We start from the raw sequence: 18666 nt of genomic DNA, 5'->3' as shown, positions 1-18666 counted from the left end.
ATTATGGATTTTTCACTGTTTGCCGAATTGGCCATCAATGGCGCGCTGTCGGGGCTCATGTATTCACTGGTCGCCATGGGCATCGTGATCATCTACAAGTCATCCTCGGTGCCTAACCTGGCGCAAGGTGCGATGACCATGCTGGGTGCCTATGTCGTGCTGGCCATCGCCAATGGATTGGGCGTGTCGATGTGGGTCGCCATCCCGCTGGCCATGGGAACGATGTTCTTTGTCGGAATGGGCATCGAGCGGGTGGCGTTGCGCCGGCTGGCGGGCCGCCCCATCATCATGATCCTGATGATGACACTGGGGCTGGACATCTTTATACGCGCGACAACAATGGCCATCTGGGGCGGCTCTGGCCTTCCGCTGTCCATTGGCATCAGCGACGACCCGCTGTTTCTGGGGCCGGTGCTGCTCAGTCGGGCTTATGTGGTGGGCGCCGTGATGGCCATCGCGCTGTTTTTGGTCTTGATGTTCTTCTTTCGCACGCGCAGGGGCATTGTCCTGCGCGCCATCTCCGACGATTACATCGCATCGTGGTCGATCGGTATTTCGGTTGAACGCGGGGTGGCGTTTTCCTGGGCCATGTCCTCGGTTCTGGCCACCACGGCCGGCGTGTTATGGGGCTCGGTTCAAGGGGTCAGCCAGGCGCTGGCGCTGCTTTTGCTCAAGGGCTTGACCGTCGCCGTTTTGGGCGGTCTTGACAGCATCGGCGGCGCCATTCTGGCCGGCTTGCTGCTGGGCCTTCTTGAAGGCGTTGCATCTGGCTATCTCGACCCCTTGGTTGGCGGTGGTAGCCGCGACCTGGTGGTTGCCACAATACTGATTCTGACCATCCTGATTCGGCCGCATGGCCTGTTCGGGCGCCACGACATTGAAAGGATCTGAAGGTCATGCTATTTCGTCAATCAGGAATTTTCCATACCAATTACGCCAACGCGCGCTCGCTTTTTCCGCTCCCCGCGGATCGCTGGATGATCGGCTTGTTGCTGGCCTTTGCGTTAACTGCGCCATTCACCATGAGCACGCTCGTCCTCAGCACCCAGTTGTTACCGTGGCTGGTGTGGACTGCGGCCGTGCTCGGCTTGAACCTGATCCTGGGCTGGACCGGACAGTTCCACTTCGGCTATGCCGCCATCATGGGCATCGGCGCCTACACGGCGGTGCACGGCGTACGCAACGGCATTCCCTGGGAGATCGCGATGGTGCTCGGCGGCGTGATGGCCGCTGTGATCGGCATCGTTTTCGCTTTCGCGGCGCTGCGCGTGAAAGGCCTGTATCTGGCGCTCAGCACGCTGGCCCTGCAGTTCGTCATGGACTGGGTGATCTCCCACGTGCCGGCCATCAGCGGCGGCACCCAGGCCACACTGCAGGCACCTGACATCAGCCTGCTCGGCCAGGCCATCACCTCGGATACCGGACTCTATTACGTGGCGCTGGGCTGGTGCCTGATCGTCACCGTGTTCATGCTCAACTTGCGCCGCACCGGGCTTGGCCGCGCGCTCATTGCGGTGCGTGAAAAGGACTTCGCTGCGGCGGTCATTGGCGTGCACAGCCTGTATTACAAGCTGGTGGCGTTCGCCACCTCGTCCTTCATTGGCGGCATCAGCGGCGCCATCCTGATCTTCACCTTCTACCGAGCAGCCACACCGGAGCAATTTGCCGTCAATGTCTCCATCGAGTTGCTGGCCATGGTGATCGTCGGCGGACTGGGCAGCATCATCGGCAGCTATTTTGGGGCCGCCTTCATTCTGTTGATGCCCGGCCTGATGAACAGTCTGATCGGCTGGCTGGCGCAGCTCCTGGGCATCTCGCTCGGGATCGAAACGCTGGCCCACATTCCACATGCGGTTTATGGCGCGCTGATCATTATTTTCCTGCTGGTTGAGCCTATGGGGCTGGGCAAGATGTACACCAATCTGCGCAACTACCTGCTGGTCTGGCCCTTCGGCTACGCCCGAAAGTAAAAACGACATCATGGCGACTGACAACTTGACTTCCACCCCAACGCTGATGCAAAACCAGACTGCGGAACCTGCCTTGATATTGTCACTGAACAATGTCGAGGTCATCTACGATCATGTATCGCTCGCCATCAAGGGCGTTTCGATCGATGTGCCGCAAGGCGACATGGTGGCACTGCTGGGCGCCAACGGCGCTGGCAAAAGCACGACGCTGAAGTCGATCAGCGGCCTGCTGCGCCCTGAGCGCGGCCTGGTAACCCGCGGTGAGGTGCAATTCCTGGGTCAGAACATCGATGCACTGGCGCCGCAGGAGCGCGTCAAGCTCGGTATCGTGCATGTGCTGGAAGGGCGGCGTGTGTTCGAACACATGACGCCTGACGAAAACCTGGTGGCGGCCTCGGCGGTTCGTGGCACCCGCCAAGACATGCTGCGTAACAAGGATATGGTTTACAGCTACTTCCCGCGCTTGCATCAGCGGCGCACCGCGCAGTCCGGCTACCTGTCAGGCGGCGAGCAGCAGATGCTGGCCATTGGCCGTGCCTTGATGACGCAACCCAAGCTGCTGATGCTTGACGAGCCGAGTCTTGGTCTCGCGCCTTTTCTGGTGGCCGAGATTTTCGACATTGTTCGGCGCATCAACAAGGAAGAAGGCCTGTCCGTTCTGCTGGTGGAACAAAACGCAATTGCAGCTTTAGAGGTCGTCTCGCATGGCTATCTGATCGAGAACGGACGCGTGGTGATGCATGACAGCGCAGAAGCCATGAAGAAAAACCCGGACATCCAGGAGTTCTATCTAGGAGGCACCGAAGGGCGAAGCTTCCATGACATCAAACACTATAGTCGGCGCAAACGCTGGCTCACCTGAAACGAGTTTCTCGTAGCATGAACACCTCCACATCGCGTCGAGCTCTCGCATTAAGTCTTGGGCACGACCGGCATGCCTACTACAGACTGCATTTCACCCCGTGCTAGCTAAACAGGAGACATCACCATGAAAATCAAACTGCTTTCAATTCTTGCTGGCGTGGGGATGGCGATGTCCAATGTCCAGCCCGCGCTGGCCCAGGCCCAGACCGAACCGATTAAATTTGCGCTATGTTACGACCTGAGCAAGGTTTACGCCTTCGCCGTACCGCAAGTTGCCCAGGCCGCGCGCGACTATGCGCAGATACTCAACCAGAAAGGCGGCATCGAAGGCCATCCGGTCGAGATTCTGGTTCAAGACCATGGCAACGAACCGCAGCGGGGCATCGAGTGCTATGAAAAGATGAAGCGCGAGGGTGCGATCACCTTCGACTTCTTTTCCACGCCGGTCGGGCGCGCGCTGCTGCCGCGCGCAATGCAGGACAACAATGTGATGATTTCATCCTTTACTGGCCGCAGCGATGCAGTCGACGGCGATGTGTTCAAGTGGATATTCCCCATCGGGCCCACCTATTGGAGCCAAGCAGCCAATAACATCCAGTACATCAAGTCCAAGTCGAACAACAACCTGAAGGGGGTGAAGATCGCATTCTTTTACCTGGACACCGCGTTTGGGTTGGAACCCATCGGCGTGTTGAAGACACTCGCGGCCAAGGAAGGCTTCGACCTCCAATTGTTCCCGAACCCGCTGCCTGGTAACAATCAGTCAGGGGCATGGTCCCAGATCCGCCGCTTCAACCCCGATTGGGTCATCAGCTGGAATCTGGGCAACATGCACGTTGTTGCCTCGCGCGAAATGAAACGCAACGCCATGCCGATGGACAAGTACATCGCAGTCAATTGGTTCAACGAAGTGGACATCGCGAACATTGGCGCCGACGCAGCCAAGGGCATCAAGCGCGGCACTAATGTGGTGGGCGGTCAGGAGCACCCGCTGATCCAGCAGATCCTGAAGGATCTGTATGACAAGGGAAAGGGCAACGGCGACCGCAAGCATACCAATGACATCTTCTACAACACTGGGCTGGCCACCTACGCTCCTGTTTTCGAAGGCGCGCGTCTGGCAATCAAGCAGTATGGCTGGCCTCTGACATCCGACAAGATGAAGCGCGGGCTGGAGAGCCTGCGCAACTTCGACGCTAACGGCCTCATCGCCCCTGTAACTGTGACGGCCAAGGACCATGGCGGCGGCGGCAAGACGCGCATCGACATGTGGGATGGCGCGAAGTGGGTGCCAGAGACTGGCTGGTTCTCCGCATACGACGATGTAGTCCAGGAAAGCGCCAAGAAGGAATCGGCGGAGTTCGCCAAGTCGAAGCAGTAGCGATACGCCTCGGTCAGGCCTCGGGCACGACTGTACGGCGTGCCTTCTACAGACTGCATTTCACCCCGTACTAACTAAACAGGAAACATCATCATGAAAATCAAACTGCTTTCCATTCTTGCTGGCCTGGGATTGGCGCTGGCCGGTCTGCAGTCCGCGCAGGCGCAGGCACCAGCCCAGCCCGTCAAATTCGCGCTTTGTTATGACCTGAGTAAATCCTACGGCTTTGTGACGCCACAAATTGCCCAGGCGGCGAATGACTATGCCAAGGTATTGAATCAGAAAGGCGGCATTGAAGGCCACCCCATCGAGATACTGGTTCAAGACCATGGCAACGAGCCGCAGCGTGGCATCGAGTGCTACGAAAAGATGAAACGCGAAGGCGCCGTTGCCTTTGATTTCCTGTCCACGCCGGTTTCCCGCGCCGTTCTGCCGCGCGCCATGGCGGATGGCAATGTGATGGTGCAATCCTTTGTAGGTCGTGGCGATGCGGTCGATGGTGATGTGTTCAAGTGGATTTTCCCCATTGGGCCCACCTACTGGGGTCAAATGGCCAACAATATCCACTACATCAAAACCAAGTCCAACAACAATCTCAAGGGCGTGAAGATTTCGTTCATCTACCCCGACTATCCGTTCGGGCAGGAACCGATCGGCGTGTTGAAGACACTTGCGGCCAAAGAGGGCTTTGACCTGCAGTTGGTTCCCAACCCGATGCCGGGCAATGACCAGGCCGCCGCTTGGTCCCAGATCCGCCGCAACAACCCCGACTGGGTGATCAGCTGGAACCTGGCCGGCATGCACGTCGTCGCCTCGCGCGAAATGAAGCGCAACGGCATCCCGATGGACAAGTACATTTCCGTCAATTGGCTCAACGAAGTTGACCTTGCCAACATTGGTCTGGAAAACGCAAAAGGCCTCAAGCGCGGCACCAACGTTACGGGTGGACAGAGCCACCCGCTGATGCAGCAGATCATCAAGGACCTGTATGAGAAAAACAAGGGCAGCGGTGACCGCAAGCATCTCAACGATGTTTACTACAACACCGGTCTGGCCATCTATGCCAGCGTTTTCGAAGGCGCTCGCCTAGCCATCAAACAAAGTGGCTGGCCCCTCAACCCTGACAAAATGAAGCGCGGACTGGAAAGCTTGAAAAACTTTGATGCCGAAGGCCTGATCGCCCCCGTGACGGTGACCGCCAAAGACCATGGCGGCGGCGGCAAAACCCGCATCGACATGTGGGACGGCGCCAAGTGGGTGCCCCAGACTGACTGGTTCTCGGCGTATGACGACGTGGTCCAGGACATCGTGAAGAAAGAATCTGGCGAGTTCGCCAAGAACAAACAGTAATTGCCTTCCCTTGGGATGGTTCACGGTCAGGCGCGTTGCGCACTGATAGTGAACCATCCCATCTTGTTTCTCGGATTTTCATCCCTCTCTTGAATCGACAGGTGGCAGCCTATGCCACAGTGGATTGCAGTGGTAGCTGCCAGGCGCACCATCCAACACAGGAAATCTCGCTCGCTGTCTAACTATCGTTAGATAGTTATAATTTCATCCTCACCAATGTGGCGCCTAAAGCGCAAGGAGCAATCAGTATGGATCTCGAACTAAAAGGAAAATCGGTCATCGTCACGGGTGGCGGCTCGAACATTGGCCGCGGCATCGTGCTCGGCTTCGCCGCGGAAGGCGCCAACATCACCATCGGCGACATCGACGAAAGTCAGGCGCAAAAGACGGCAGAACTCGCGCTGGCGAGCGGCGCGGCGTCGGCGCAGGTTGTCAAGACCGATGTCACCCAACTTGACCAGGTGCAAGCCATGTTCAAGGCAGCCTCGGACAAGTTCGGCGGCGTCGATGTCCTCGTCAACAACGTCGGCTGGGACCAGTTGATGTTCTTCACGCAGACGACCCCCGATCTGTGGCAAAAGATCATCAACATCAACTACCTCGGCGTTCTCAACTGCACCAAGACCGCGCTTGAAGTCATGGTTCCTCGCAACGCCGGCTCAATCGTCTCCATCAGCTCTGATGCCAGTCGGCAAGGTGAGCCACGTGAAGCGGTGTATGGCGGCGTCAAGGCTGCCATCAACAGCTTCATGAAAACGATCGCCAAGGAAAACGGGCGTTACGGCATCCGCTGCAACGTGGTATGCCCCGGCGTCACTATCCCCAGTACCACCGACGAAGTGGGCGGAAGCAGCATGTGGATTGATGCCGACAGTATGTTCACGCCGGAGCAACTGGAAAAAGTCGCCAAGGCGCTGCCGTTGCGCAAGGTGGGACGGCCGCAGGATATTGCCAATGCCGTCGTCTTCCTGTCTTCAGCGAAGGCTGCGGGCCATGTCACCGGGCAGGTTCTTTCAGTGTCTGGTGGTTACAGCATGATTGGGTAAACGCCCGGGCACGGTCGAAAGACATGCGGCATTGAAATAACAGACAAAAAGGAAAACCCATGGAATTCAAGGACATCCTCTACGAAGAACTCGACTCGGTGGCCTACATCGCGATCAACCGCCCCGAAGTGATGAATGCGTTTCGCGGCCAGACCGTCGAGGAACTGCTGCAGGCATTCATGAAAGCAGGCTGGGACAAGCGAATCGCCGCCATTGTGCTCACCGGGACGGGTGACCGTGCTTTCTGCACCGGCGGCGATCAGTCGGCTCATGCCGGCCAGTATGACGGCCGGGGCACCATCGGTATCCCGGTGGAAGAGTTTCACAGCGCCATTCGTGACGTGCCCAAGCCCGTGATCGCCCGCGTGCAGGGTTACGCCATTGGCGGCGGCAATGTCCTGGCCACCTTGTGCGACATGACCATTGCCTCGGAAAAGGCCGTGTTTGGCCAAGTCGGCCCGAAAGTAGGCTCGGTCGACCCTGGCTGGGGCACGGCTTACCTGAGCCATGTGGTTGGCGAAAAGAAAGCCCGCGAGATCTGGTACATGTGCCGCCGCTACAGTGCACAGGAGGCCCTGGCCATGGGTCTGTGCAACACCGTCGTGCCCCACGACCGGCTCGACGCCGAAGTCGCCCGCTGGTGCAAGGAAATTGTCGAAAAAAGTCCGACGGCTCTGGCGATCGCGAAACGTTCGTTCAATGCATCCACCGAGCACATTCGCGGGATCGGCAGCCTGGGACTTCAAGCGCTGAGCCTGTACTACGACACGGCAGAGTCCAAAGAAGGCGTGAGCGCTTTCCTGGAAAAACGCCGGCCTGATTTCAGGCAGTGGACCAACGGGAGCAAGTGAGCAACTACTTGCGACGCGCCAATGCACGAGTCTGCCCCTTCGACCAAAGCCAAGTTTGATACGATTTGCTTTTTTGGATCTAACTATCGGTCATTATGAAGCCAAGTACAGAAGCAAAGCTCAGCAAAGATAACGCAGATGGCCCCGCTACACGTGAACGGGTGCTGCTCGAAGCTGCACGGCTGTTCAGGCATCATGGCTATGCGGCAACTACTTTGCGCGAGGTTGCGGATGCTGCCGGCGTCAAAGCCGGCAGCATCTACTATCACTTCGAATCGAAAGAGCAGATCCTGGGCGAGGTACTGGACAAAGGTATCACCATCGTCGCCGATGCCGTGCGCACCCGTGTTGCGGCTCTTCCCGAAAGTGCACCCTGGCGAGACCGAATCGCCGCTGGCATTGAAGGCCATCTCTGGGGAATGCTGCATTATGGCGACTTTACGTCAGCCAACATCCGCATCTACGGCCAAATCCCGATCAGCGCAAAAAATCGCCACCGGATCGTGCGGCGGGCTTACGCAGACTATTGGGATCGGCTGTTCGAATCAGCGCTCGCCAGCGGCGAGTTGCGCCAGGACACAAGCACGGCCATGATTCGGCTTTTCGTGATTGGTGCATTGAACTGGACCGTCGAGTGGTACAACCCCCAACGAGGCTCGTTTCAGGATTTCTCACGCCAAATCACAGCGATCGTGTTCGATGGAATTCTCCTGCATGACAAAGCATAGCCGCAATGCATTGCCGGCAACTTCAATAGGCCGGGCAGAGAGACGGACAACCATGGTCCCCATGTCGCCTACGTGGCTCAGTGGCACGCCAACCGACTGCATCTTGGAAATCGCAAATTGAACAACACACCGAAGGATCAAAAAATGACTGTCAAGGAAGGGTGGCCCGGCCGGTTCTATGAAGACTTCGAGGTCGGCGACGAGTATCGGCATGCCCTCGGCCGCACCCTGACCCAGAACGACAACATCTGGTTCACGTTGCTGACGCAAAACACGGCTCCGCTGCACTTCGATGCCCACTACGCCGCGCAGACGGAGTTCGGCCGCCCGCTCATCAATTCCTGCCTCACGCTGGCCCTCGTGACGGGGCAGACGGTGAGCGATGTCTCGCAAAACGTCATGGCCAACCTGGGGTGGGACGAAGTTCGACTTCCGCATCCAGTGTTTGAAGGCGACACGATTTACTCCCGCACCACGGTACTGGATAGGCGCGAGTCGCGGTCGCGAACCAATGTCGGCGTCGTCACGGTGCGCACCGAAGGCTACAACCAGAGCGGCGTGATTGTCTGCACCTTCAAACGCACGGTGATGGTCTACAAACGTGACGGCGCACCGCGCACCGCACCGCCGCTGCCGGTCGACAGCCGGCCCTGACCTCCCCTTTTTATTTCGTCAACTTCGGCCCCAGGGTCGCCAACTTTTTGACTCTCTCCGCATGAAGCCCACCTCCCTGCTCGAACAATACGGCCCGCGCGAGGCGATGGAATACGACGTGGTAGTGGTGGGTGCCGGCCCCGGCGGTTTGGCCACAGCCATCCGCCTCAAGCAGCTCGCGGCAGCAAAGGGCGCGGACGTCTCCGTGGTGCTGCTGGAGAAAGGCTCCGCGCCCGGTGCTCACATCCTCTCCGGCGCGGTCATGGACCCCATCGCGCTGAACGAACTCTTCCCCAACTGGAAGGAGCTGGGCGCACCGCTGAACCAACCCGTCACCGGTGACGACGTGCTTTTCCTGAGCGAAACCGGCTCCAAGCGCACGCCCAACTTCCTGGTGCCCGACTGCTTCCACAACGAGGGCAATTACGTCATCAGCCTGGGCGCCCTGACCCAGTGGCTGGGCGAGCAGGCGGAAGCCCTGGGCGTGGAAATCTTCCCCGGCTTCACAGCCGCCGAGGTGCTGTACAACGACAACGGTTCGGAGAGCGGGAATTTACCTTCGGTAAAGGGTGTCGCCACCGGCAACCTTGGCATTGGCAAGGACGGCCTGCCGCACGACGGCTTCCAGCTCGGCATGGAGTTGCATGCCAAATACACCATCTTTGCCGAAGGCGCGCGCGGCCATCTGGGCAAACAGCTCATCACGAAATACAAGCTCGACGAAGGCCGCGATCCACAAAGCCATGCCATCGGCATCAAGGAACTGTGGGAGATCGACCCGGCCCGCGCCCAACCTGGTCGGGTGGTGCACACGGCCGGCTGGCCGATGGACAGCCAGACCTACGGCGGCGGTTTTCTCTACCACTTGGAAGGCAACAAGGTCACGCTGGGCTTCGTCACCGGGCTCGACTACAAGAACCCATGGCTCAGCCCCTTTGAGGAAATGCAGCGCTGGAAGGCCCACCCCGCCATTCGCGCCCACATCGAAGGTGGCAAGCGCATCGGCTACGGCGCGCGCGCCATCACCGCCGGTGGCCTGGTCAGCCTGCCCAAGACCGTGTTCCCGGGCGGCGCGCTGGTCGGCTGTGATGCCGGCTACCTGAACGCCGCACGCATCAAAGGCAGCCACGCCGCCATCAAGAGCGGCATGCTGGCCGCCGAAGCCGCGTTTGAAGCCCTGGCCGCCGGACGCAGCGGCGACGAACTCAGCGCCTACCCCGCTGCGTTCAAAAACAGCTGGCTGCACACCGAACTCGACCAGTCGCGCAACTTCAAACAGTGGTTCAAGAAGGGCAGCCTCGTCGGAGCCCTGATGACCGGCATTGAACAGTGGCTGCTGCCCAGGCTTGGCATCAAGCGTCCGCCCTGGACGATCCACCGCACCCAGGCCGACCACGCCAGCCTGCGCCCGGCCGCCGAGATGCCGCAGATCAGCTACCCCAAGCCCGACGGCAAGCTCACCTTCGACCGGCTCTCCAGCGTGTTCGTCAGCAACACCAACCACGAAGAAAACCAGCCCGCGCACCTGACGCTCAAGGACGCCAGCGTGCCGGTGCAGATCAATCTGGCGAAATACGCCGGCCCCGAGAGCCGTTACTGCCCGGCCGGCGTTTACGAATTCGTAAAGAACGACGACGGCTCGGACCGGCTGCAGATCAACGCGCAGAACTGCGTGCACTGCAAGACCTGCGACATCAAGGATCCGACTCAGAACATCGTCTGGGTCACGCCCGAAGGCGGCGGCGGGCCGAACTACGCGGGAATGTAGCCGAGAGTGATTCAAATCTAAAGTGCAATACCCTGGGTTTCAATGAACGAGGGTGGGTGTTGCGTGCTATTGAGCAGGAGGTCCCGATAGACTGCCAGAGGGGGATCGTGCGCCCTACCCCTTCCAGGGCGGGTTGTTGATCTGATCGGCAATCGCATCGAGCTGCTCCTGGCTGTACCCTGAGAGGTCCGAGCCCTTGGGCTGGTACTGGCGCACCAGTTCGTTGGAGTTCTCGTTAGAGCCTCGCTGCCAAGGGCTGTGGGGGTAACAGAAGTACACCGCAATGTCCGTGGGTCGGCTCAGTTCCCTGTGCATCGCCTTCTCCCGGCACTGGTCGTACGTCATGCTCTGGCACATAGGCTCAGCGAGCCTCAGCAGCTTGTCAGAGAAGGCCTGCAGGACATTGACCGCGCTGGCGGGCTTGAACCCGTGCAGCTTGATGAGCATGAGCAGCCCGACTGGTGCACTCCACCAGGGTGCCCACCGCGCTGGCGTTCGCAGCACCCTTGATCAGGTCACCCTCCCCGTGCCCGGGCAACTGCCGGTCTTCAATCTCGGGCGGACGCACATGGATGCTCACCATGTCCATCTATTGATCCGGCCCTTTGAAGTCGCGAGTCGTGGACGGACTGCCACAGGCAAACGATCCACGAAAGTTCAAGATTCATGGGGCCGGAGCAATAGTATCTGAGCTCTTCGGCCTTTTCCTTTGTTGCGAGGTAGTCGTTTGCGCTTGGGTGGGCTGCTTTGAATCTGCGGACCGTACTCGGGGGCAGGTGTTGCACTTACATGGTCCGCCCAAGGAGTGCAAGCGTTGGCGTCGTGAAAGCTTGAAAGGACTGCTGCCTTACATTCGGGCTGTTTGTGCAGTTGGTTCTGCTGCCCATGATGGCTATTCGCGGTCGAGGCTCCAATCTTCAGACCGTACTCAAGGTACTAGTGCAACACCGGAATGTCCCCTACCTGGTTTGACCTTCAATCCATCACTCCGCTTTCTGCAGGCGCTCCTTCAAAACGGTTCGGTTCAGTTGTTTGACGGTATGGCGTTCTGTTGTGGTTACATCAGACAGCGACCGGATCAATGGGATTCCACTTGACTTGTTCAAAGACTGTGCCTTTGGCCAGGACCGCCCAGACCGTACGTGCCATCTTGTTAGCCAATGCCACGACGACCACGTTGTAGTGCCGCCGCGCCAGAAGTCGAGTGATCCAACTCGACTTGTCGGCTCTGGCAATCACGGCCCTGGCTCCCGCGATCAGCAGGGTGCGCAAGTAGGTATCACCACGCTTGGAGATGCCAAGCTGTTGTGTCTTTCCACCTGTTCCCACCTGTCGCGGTGTCAAGCCTGCCCACGATGCAAACTGGTGCCCGGATTTGAAGGTCGAGAAGTCTCCGACGGCCGCCACCAGCGCCGAGGCCGTCAAGTCCCCAACGCCCGGGATTTGCTGGATCGCCTGCATCTGGCGGTCCTCGCGAATCATGGCACGCAGCCGCTGACCAAGGTGGTCGATGTCTTCTTGCAAGGCGTCAATGCGTTTGAGTTGCTCTTGCACGCTGAGCACCAGATCGGCTGTTAGCTGATCAGCCTGCTGCGCCTTGGCCAGCTCGCCCTGAATCGCCTTGAGCAACTGGCTGTGCCCGACCGGCAGAGCGATGCCGAACTCGGCCAGCATGCCGCGCAGTGCGTTGGTTTGCATGACCCGCATCTTCATGAGCTGACGACGCATGCCGTGCAACGCCATGCAAGTCTGCTGGCGCTCCGTCTTGACAGGCACGGGCTTGAGGTGCGGCTGTTGAGCAGCCACCCAGATCGCTTGCGCGTCCATGGCGTCGGTCTTGTCGCGCAGCAAGAAGGCCTTGATGTGCTGGGCAGGCAGCAGCTTGACCTGGTGCCCCAGGGAACTGATCACCCGCGCCCAGTGGTGGGCTGTGCCGCACGCCTCCATCGCAACTAGGCTGCGCTGGCACTTGGCGAAGAACTCGGTGAGCTTGGCGCGCTTGATCTGGCGACGCTGGATTTCACCAGTCTGAATATCGACGATGTGCAACTGGAAGACGGACTTGGCCAGATCCAGACCAATGACGGGCAGATTTGCAGTAGATTGCATGGTGGGGCCTCCAGATCAAGTGGTTGCAAGAACCTCCACTTTGGCACTCGGATGCCGTTTCTGCGAGGCCCCACCGTCGACCGATGGCAGCCTCATTTCAGCAGCAGCGCTGTAGGTGGGCGGACCGTGCCATCTTCAGTCTTGAATGCGCCGACGGTGAATCACCGGCATTCATGCTGTAGCGAGCCTGGCCAGAAGTTGCCGCCCGCACTTGCACCCGGACTTGATGGCACCTGCATAGGGATTTCCCGAGTTGACGCCAGCCTAACTACCGTTAGATTAACGCCATGCAAACAAGGCATGGCGCCTACCGAACGGCAAGGCACATGGCAGGCACGCTGCCCAACACGGCCAACACGGCCAACACGGGACAACCTTTGAGAAAATTAACTGCCCCCTCGACCGGCACCCTGGCAACCAGAGACCATGGTCGCGCCCATGCACCCGGCCCATCCGAGCCGAAGGTCTGCACGACTGCGGCTGCCATCCTGGCGCACCCATCCACTACGCTCGACCGGCAAACCCGTTCAATGGTTAAGTCGCCGCAGCACAGCGCAAGTAACGGCCTGTCATGCTGAATCTCACCAATGTCCAGATCGTTTACGACAACACCATCGAGGCGGTGCGAGAGGCCTCATTGGCCGTCGGCAAAGGTCGCATAGTCGCCCTGCTCGGTTCCAACGGGGCCGGGAAATCAACCACGCTCAAAGGCATTTCGGGCGTTCTGTATCCGGAAGACGGTGAGATCAAGGGTGGCCAGATCACGTTTGAAAACCGCCAGCTGACCGGCCTGGCGCCGGACGAAATCGTGCGCGCCGGCGTGGTCATGGTGCCCGAGGGGCGCCGCCTGTTCGACCAGCTGACGGTCGAGGAAAACCTCGTGATGGGCGGCTACACACGCAGTCTGACAGACGCCAGGCGCCAGATGGAGATGGTGTATGGGCTGTTCCCGCGTCTGGTGCAAAAACGCAGCACGGTGTCGGGCTACCTGTCGGGCGGCGAACAGCAGATGGTGGCCATCGGCCGCGCGCTGATGTCGTCCCCGAAACTGCTGATGCTCGACGAGCCCACGCTCGGTCTGGCGCCACAGATCAGCGAAGAGATTTTCGACATCATCACCCGCCTGTGCCGCCAGGAAGGCATGGGCATTCTCCTGGTGGAGCAGAACGCACAGATGGCGCTGGCCATTGCCGACTATGGCTACATCATGGAAAACGGCCGCGTGGTGCTCGACGGTGAGGCCGACAAGATGCTGCGCAACGACGACGTGCGCGAGTTCTACCTAGGCTTCGGCGAAGGTGGATCGCGCAAGAACATGCGCGACGTGAAGCATTACAAGCGGCGCAAACGCTGGCTGTCCTGAGAAAAAAACATGAACGACACATTGTTAAGGGTCGAAACCCTGTCCAAGCGCTTCGGCGGCGTCGAAGCCGTTGCCGGTGTCAGTTTTCACGTTCGGCGCGGTGAAATCTATTCCCTGATCGGCCCCAACGGGGCCGGCAAGACGACCACCTTCAACATGATCAGCGGCGTCGTCAAGCCCAGCAGCGGCACCGTGCATTTCGATGGCAGCGACATCACCGGCATGCCGGCACACCGCCTGGCCGCCATCGGCATCGGTCGGACCTTCCAGAACCTGGCGGTGTTCAAACATGCCAGCGTGGTGGACAACCTGCTGGTCGGCCGCCACTGCCACATGGCCACCAACGTGCTGGATGCCTCGTGGTTCTTCGGACGGGCGCGGCGCGAGGAGCTCGAACACCGTCGCAAGGTGGAAGAGATCATCGATTTTCTCGAAATCGAGGAAATTCGCGACATGCCGGTGGGCACCCTGTCCTATGGCCTGCAAAAGCGGGTCGAGTTGGGGCGCGCACTGGCCACCGAGCCCAAGTTGCTGCTGCTGGACGAAATGGTGTCGGGCATGAACAGCGAGGAGACCGAAGACATTGCCCGCTTCGTGCTGGACATCCGCGACGAACTCGGCATTTCGGTCCTCATGGTCGAGCATGACATGGGCATCGTGATGGACATCTCCGACCGCGTCTGCGTGCTCAACTTCGGCCGCAAGATCGGCGAGGGCACGCCGGCCGAAATATCGGCCAACGCGGCGGTTATCGACGCCTACCTGGGCAGCAAAACCAAGGAGGCCGCGTGATCGACAACCTGGACGCGTTGCTGCGCAACGGCAACACCACCCTGCCCAAGCTGCTCCAGCACTGGGCACAGCGCTTTCCGGATGCGCTCGCGTTTCGCGAGAAGGATTACGGTATCTGGAACCGGATGACCTGGCAGCACTATTTCGAAACGGCGCGCCGCTTCGCACTCGGTCTCAAGTCTCTGGGCTTCGACAAGGGCGACCGGCTGGCGATTGCCAGCGAGGACAGTCCGCAGTGGATGTTCACCGACCTGGCCACGCAAGCCATCGGCGGCGTCGTGGTGGGCATCTACCCCACCAACCCGTGGCCGGAGCTGCAGTACATCGTGCACCACTCGAACAGCAAGTTCGTGGTCTGCGGCGACCAGGAACAGGTCGACAAAGTGCTCGACGCCATGGACAAGCACGCCACCGGCCTGCCCGACCTGGTGAAGATCATCTGCGTCGACATGAAGGGCATGCGCGGCTACAAACACGACAAGCTGATGTCGTTCGAGGACGTGCTTGAGCTTGGCGACCAATACGCCGCGGCATCGCCCCAGCACGCGGGAACCTTTGATCGCGCCATCGAGGACACCCAACCCGACGACACCTGCATGCTGGTCTACACCTCGGGCACCACCGGGCCGCCCAAGGGCGCGATGCTGTCGCACCGCAACCTGATCGTCACCGTTGACAAGCTCAAAACCCATTTCAAGCTCGACCGGCACAACTACGAAGTGGTCTGCTACCTGCCGTTGTGCCACGTGGCCGAGCGTGCCTTCTCGACGGTCATGCACCTGCTCACCGGTGGCGTGGTCAATTACGCCGAATCGATCGACACGGTGGCCGTCAATCTGCGCGAGATCGCACCCACGGTGTTTTTGGGCGTGCCGCGCATCTGGGAGAAGCTGCAGCAAGGCATTTTGATCCGCATGCAGGACGCCTCGCGCTTTCAGCGCTGGGCTTTCCAGCGCTGCTTCGATGCCGGGCGCCGTCTGTTCGAAAAGGTCGAGGCGCAAGGGGGCCAGCGCAGTCTGTCGGATCGCCTGCACTTCTTCGTTCTGTGGTTGCTGATGTTTCGCAATCTGCAGAAGTTCGTCGGCCAGGACCGCATGCAGTGCGGCTTCTGTGGCGGCGCCAGCGTCTCACCCGAGGTACTGAAGTTCTTCCGCATCCTCGGCATTCCGGTGTACCAGGTCTACGGCATGACCGAGTCCGGCGGGGTGATCTTCTTCCAGCATGAAAAAGCGATCAAACTGGGCGCCACCGGCCTGCCCATCGACGGCCTGAACTGGAAGATCGCGGAGGACGGCGAGCTCGTCGTCAAGCACCCCGCCGTGTTCAAGGGCTACATCCACGACGAAGGCGCCACCGCCAAGACCGTGGTGGACGGCTGGCTGCACACCGGCGACATCGTGGCACTGGCCGACAACGGCGAGCTGATGATCGTTGACCGCAAGAAGGCCATCATCATCACCAGCGGCGGCAAGAACATCGCTCCCTCGGAGATCGAAAACGCGCTCAAGGACAGCCTGTATGTGCGCGAGGCGATCATCCTGGGCGACGGACGCCACTATTTGGCGGCGCTGATCCAGGTCGACTACGAAACAGTCGGCAAGTGGGCACAAGAACGCAAACTGGCCTACACCACCTACAAGAGCCTGGCCGCGCTGCCCGAGGTGCGCGAACTGATCGACGAGGACGTCAAGCGTGTGAACAAGCTGTTTGCCCGGGTCGAGAACATCCGCAAGTTCCTGATCCTGGAAAAAGAACTCGACCACGACGACGGCGAACTCACCGCCACCCAGAAGGTGCGCCGCAACGTCATCGAAAAAACCTTCGCGAAAGAGATCGAGATCATCTACGGTGGAGGAGCAGGCTGATGGACTATTTTCTGCAACTGGTCATTTCCGGCATCGCCGTGGGCCTGCTCTACGGCTTCATCGGCATGGGCTTTGCGATGATTTACCGCGCCACCGGCGTGGTGAACTTCGCCCAGGGCGAGCTGATGATGCTGGTGTCCTACATCGCCTTCACCCTGGCCGGCACCTTCCAATTTGGCTTCTGGCCCATGCTGGCAGCAACTGTCGCGGCCTCGGTGCTGATCGGCCTGCTGATCGAGGTCTTGCTGATCCGTCCGATGCTTGGTCAGCCGGTGTTTTCCACGGTGATGGTGACCATTGGCCTGGCCGTGATCCTGCGCTCGGTGGTGGTGCTGATCTGGGGCGCAGACCCCATGCCGCTCAATGCCGGCCTGCCAACGGAGGTCATCAAGATCGGCCCGGCCGGCCTGTACCCGGCGCAGCTGTATTCCGTTGGGCTGATGGCGGCCGTACTGCTCGGCCTGTGGACCTTCTTTCGCTATTCGCGGGTCGGTATCGCCATGCGTGCCACCGCCAACGTGCAAACTGCAGCCCTGCTGATGGGCATCAATGTCAAGCGCATTTTCGCCTTGTCCTGGGCCCTGTCGGCGGGGCTCGCCGCCATTGCGGGCGTGTTGATCGGCGTGATCTACGACGTCAACCCCGGCATGTGGACGACAGGTCTGCGCAGCTTTCCCGCAGTCATCTTGGGCGGGCTGGACTCGGTGTTCGGCGCCGCACTCGGCGGCATCCTGATCGGGGTGGTCGAGAATCTGTCGGAAGGCTATATCGGCCGCGGCATGAAGGAGATCGCCGGTTTTGTTTTGATCCTCGTCGTCCTTATGGTCAGACCCTATGGCCTGTTCGGCAAACCTGAAATCGAGCGTGTCTGATGCGTAGCGGAAACTTCAAACAAAACTATCGTCAGCTGCTGGCACTGACCGACTCGGTTCCTGTCATCGTCTGGTCGTGTCTGCTGGTGGCGCTGCTGGCGGCCGCGCCACTGCTGCTGGCCAAGTACTATGTCTCCGTCATTCTGCTGCTGCTGATCACAGCGGTGGGGGTGTTGGGCCTGAACCTGCTGACCGGGACCACCGGGCTGATCTCGCTCGGGCACTCGGGGTTTCTGGCGGTCGGCGCCTACACGGCCGGCATCGTGGCCAGCAAACTTGGTTGGCCAATGCTGGCGTCCATCTTCGCCGGTGGCGTGAGCGCGGCCATCGCCGGGATCATCGTGGGCATACCCTCGCTGCGTCTCAAAGGGCTGTACCTGGCCATCACGACGATGGCATTTGCCGTGATCATCAACCACCTGATCCTCAACGGTGGCGACCTGACCGGAGGCTCGGAAGGACTGACGGTGCCACAACCCTCGCTGTTCGGCCAGGCGCTGGATGCCGAACGTGGCTACTACTACGTGGTGCTGTGCTTTGTGGTGATGTTCACCTTCATCACCCTGAACATCCTGCGCAGCCGCATTGGCCGAGCGTTCCTGGCGATCCGGGAGCACGACATCGCCGCCAAGGCCATGGGCGTCAACCTGGTGCGCTACAAGTTGCTGGCGTTCATGGTCAGCGCCTTCTACACCGGCATCGCCGGGGGCTTGCTGGCCTACTACACACGCTACCTGAATGTCGACAGCTTCAGCCTGCTGATATCGATCGAGGCGCTCTCCATGCTCATAGTTGGCGGCCTGGGTTCTGTAGCCGGCGCCTTGCTCGGCACGGCTTTCATCGTCCTGCTCAACGAAAGCCTGGGCTTCGTGTTCGGCATGATCGGCGCCAGCTTCGGCGGGTCGGGCTCCACTGCCGCCTATGAGATCAAAGGCGTCATTTATGGACTCGCGATTGTGTTGTTCCTGCGTTTTGAGCCCGATGGCCTGATGGGGCGATGGCGCGACATCAAGCATTACTGGACCCATTGGCCCTTCCGATTCTGACCCCGCA

At 59.9% G+C, this 18666-nt stretch carries 16 protein-coding genes and 1 pseudogene; 15 read left to right on the top strand and 2 right to left on the bottom strand.

What is annotated here, in order from left to right:
- The first annotated feature begins 3 nt into the window (after positions 1-3).
- From KYG_RS13450 to KYG_RS13405, 10 genes are all read left to right on the top strand, one after another.
- Entirely contained in the window at positions 4-891 is an 888-nt protein-coding gene (locus KYG_RS13450) for a branched-chain amino acid ABC transporter permease (protein ID WP_008905460.1), read from the top strand.
- 131 nt (positions 892-1022) lie between these two features.
- Positions 1023-1970 (top strand): branched-chain amino acid ABC transporter permease, encoded by a 948-nt coding sequence (locus tag KYG_RS13445; protein ID WP_235501455.1) that lies wholly within the window; start codon positions 1023-1025, stop codon positions 1968-1970.
- Positions 1971-1980: 10 nt separating this feature from the next.
- The gene (locus tag KYG_RS13440; RefSeq protein WP_008905458.1) at positions 1981-2832 is read left to right on the top strand and encodes an ABC transporter ATP-binding protein; all 852 of its coding nucleotides are present in this window, start codon (positions 1981-1983) and stop codon (positions 2830-2832) included.
- A 126-nt stretch (positions 2833-2958) separates the two neighbouring features.
- The gene (locus tag KYG_RS13435) at positions 2959-4215 is read left to right on the top strand and encodes an ABC transporter substrate-binding protein (RefSeq protein WP_008905457.1); all 1257 of its coding nucleotides are present in this window, start codon (positions 2959-2961) and stop codon (positions 4213-4215) included.
- Between the two features lie 93 nt (positions 4216-4308).
- Positions 4309-5565 (top strand): ABC transporter substrate-binding protein, encoded by a 1257-nt coding sequence (locus tag KYG_RS13430; RefSeq protein WP_008905456.1) that lies wholly within the window; start codon positions 4309-4311, stop codon positions 5563-5565.
- Between the two features lie 248 nt (positions 5566-5813).
- Positions 5814-6611 carry an SDR family NAD(P)-dependent oxidoreductase gene (locus KYG_RS13425; RefSeq protein WP_008905455.1) on the top strand — a complete coding sequence of 266 codons (798 nt, stop codon included), beginning with the start codon at positions 5814-5816 and terminating at the stop codon, positions 6609-6611.
- A gap of 59 nt (positions 6612-6670) precedes the next feature.
- Positions 6671-7462, top strand: a complete 792-nt coding sequence (locus KYG_RS13420; RefSeq protein WP_008905454.1) for an enoyl-CoA hydratase-related protein — start codon at positions 6671-6673, stop codon at positions 7460-7462.
- A 95-nt stretch (positions 7463-7557) separates the two neighbouring features.
- A complete protein-coding gene (locus KYG_RS13415) occupies positions 7558-8190 on the top strand; it encodes a TetR/AcrR family transcriptional regulator (RefSeq protein ID WP_034694552.1) in 633 nt (210 codons plus the stop codon).
- A 144-nt stretch (positions 8191-8334) separates the two neighbouring features.
- Positions 8335-8844 carry a MaoC family dehydratase gene (locus tag KYG_RS13410; RefSeq protein ID WP_008905452.1) on the top strand — a complete coding sequence of 170 codons (510 nt, stop codon included), beginning with the start codon at positions 8335-8337 and terminating at the stop codon, positions 8842-8844.
- A gap of 61 nt (positions 8845-8905) precedes the next feature.
- Positions 8906-10612 carry an electron transfer flavoprotein-ubiquinone oxidoreductase gene (locus tag KYG_RS13405; RefSeq protein ID WP_008905451.1) on the top strand — a complete coding sequence of 569 codons (1707 nt, stop codon included), beginning with the start codon at positions 8906-8908 and terminating at the stop codon, positions 10610-10612.
- A gap of 120 nt (positions 10613-10732) precedes the next feature.
- Here KYG_RS13405 and KYG_RS25210 read toward each other — a convergent pair.
- Together KYG_RS25210 and KYG_RS13395 are read right to left on the bottom strand one after the other, a co-directional pair.
- Positions 10733-11198: pseudogene (locus tag KYG_RS25210) on the bottom strand (IS30 family transposase); the annotation flags it as partial.
- Between the two features lie 476 nt (positions 11199-11674).
- A complete protein-coding gene (locus tag KYG_RS13395) occupies positions 11675-12721 on the bottom strand; it encodes an IS110 family transposase (protein WP_008905449.1) in 1047 nt (348 codons plus the stop codon).
- Between the two features lie 571 nt (positions 12722-13292).
- Here KYG_RS13395 and KYG_RS13390 point away from each other — a divergent pair.
- From KYG_RS13390 to KYG_RS13370, 5 genes are read left to right on the top strand one after another with little or no spacing between them, the layout of a single operon-like run.
- A complete protein-coding gene (locus KYG_RS13390) occupies positions 13293-14084 on the top strand; it encodes an ABC transporter ATP-binding protein (RefSeq protein WP_008905448.1) in 792 nt (263 codons plus the stop codon).
- A 9-nt stretch (positions 14085-14093) separates the two neighbouring features.
- Complete coding sequence (locus tag KYG_RS13385) at positions 14094-14876, top strand: ABC transporter ATP-binding protein (protein WP_008905447.1); 783 nt, start codon at positions 14094-14096, stop codon at positions 14874-14876.
- Positions 14873-16741, top strand: a complete 1869-nt coding sequence (locus KYG_RS13380) for a long-chain fatty acid--CoA ligase (RefSeq protein ID WP_008905446.1) — start codon at positions 14873-14875, stop codon at positions 16739-16741. The genes KYG_RS13385 and KYG_RS13380 overlap by 4 nt, the downstream gene beginning before the upstream one ends.
- Positions 16741-17613, top strand: a complete 873-nt coding sequence (locus KYG_RS13375) for a branched-chain amino acid ABC transporter permease (RefSeq protein ID WP_008905445.1) — start codon at positions 16741-16743, stop codon at positions 17611-17613. The genes KYG_RS13380 and KYG_RS13375 overlap by 1 nt, the downstream gene beginning before the upstream one ends.
- The gene (locus KYG_RS13370; RefSeq protein ID WP_008905444.1) at positions 17613-18659 is read left to right on the top strand and encodes a branched-chain amino acid ABC transporter permease; all 1047 of its coding nucleotides are present in this window, start codon (positions 17613-17615) and stop codon (positions 18657-18659) included. Before KYG_RS13375 ends, KYG_RS13370 begins: the two co-directional genes overlap by 1 nt.
- Positions 18660-18666 lie beyond the last annotated feature (7 nt).

Source organism: Acidovorax sp. NO-1, assembly GCF_000238595.1.
Lineage (GTDB): Bacteria > Pseudomonadota > Gammaproteobacteria > Burkholderiales > Burkholderiaceae_C > Acidovorax.
Note: the sequence above shows the minus strand (reverse complement) of the source record. Positions and strands in the feature narration are given on the sequence as shown.

Bases quoted from the DNA above. Each gene is read 5' to 3' on its own strand.
- KYG_RS13425 (WP_008905455.1), top strand. From the start codon at position 5,814: ATGGATCTCGAACTAAAAGGAAAATCGGTCATCGTCACGGGTGGCGGC.
- KYG_RS13410 (WP_008905452.1), top strand. From the start codon at position 8,335: ATGACTGTCAAGGAAGGGTGGCCCGGCCGGTTCTATGAAGACTTCGAG.
- KYG_RS13430 (WP_008905456.1), top strand. From the start codon at position 4,309: ATGAAAATCAAACTGCTTTCCATTCTTGCTGGCCTGGGATTGGCGCTG.
- KYG_RS13405 (WP_008905451.1), top strand. From the start codon at position 8,906: ATGAAGCCCACCTCCCTGCTCGAACAATACGGCCCGCGCGAGGCGATG.
- KYG_RS13385 (WP_008905447.1), top strand. From the start codon at position 14,094: ATGAACGACACATTGTTAAGGGTCGAAACCCTGTCCAAGCGCTTCGGC.
- KYG_RS13395 (WP_008905449.1), bottom strand. From the start codon at position 12,721: ATGCAATCTACTGCAAATCTGCCCGTCATTGGTCTGGATCTGGCCAAG.
- KYG_RS13445 (WP_235501455.1), top strand. From the start codon at position 1,023: ATGAGCACGCTCGTCCTCAGCACCCAGTTGTTACCGTGGCTGGTGTGG.
- KYG_RS13370 (WP_008905444.1), top strand. From the start codon at position 17,613: ATGCGTAGCGGAAACTTCAAACAAAACTATCGTCAGCTGCTGGCACTG.
- KYG_RS13420 (WP_008905454.1), top strand. From the start codon at position 6,671: ATGGAATTCAAGGACATCCTCTACGAAGAACTCGACTCGGTGGCCTAC.
- KYG_RS13450 (WP_008905460.1), top strand. From the start codon at position 4: ATGGATTTTTCACTGTTTGCCGAATTGGCCATCAATGGCGCGCTGTCG.
- KYG_RS13375 (WP_008905445.1), top strand. From the start codon at position 16,741: ATGGACTATTTTCTGCAACTGGTCATTTCCGGCATCGCCGTGGGCCTG.
- KYG_RS13415 (WP_034694552.1), top strand. From the start codon at position 7,558: ATGAAGCCAAGTACAGAAGCAAAGCTCAGCAAAGATAACGCAGATGGC.
- KYG_RS13390 (WP_008905448.1), top strand. From the start codon at position 13,293: ATGCTGAATCTCACCAATGTCCAGATCGTTTACGACAACACCATCGAG.
- KYG_RS13440 (WP_008905458.1), top strand. From the start codon at position 1,981: ATGGCGACTGACAACTTGACTTCCACCCCAACGCTGATGCAAAACCAG.
- KYG_RS13435 (WP_008905457.1), top strand. From the start codon at position 2,959: ATGAAAATCAAACTGCTTTCAATTCTTGCTGGCGTGGGGATGGCGATG.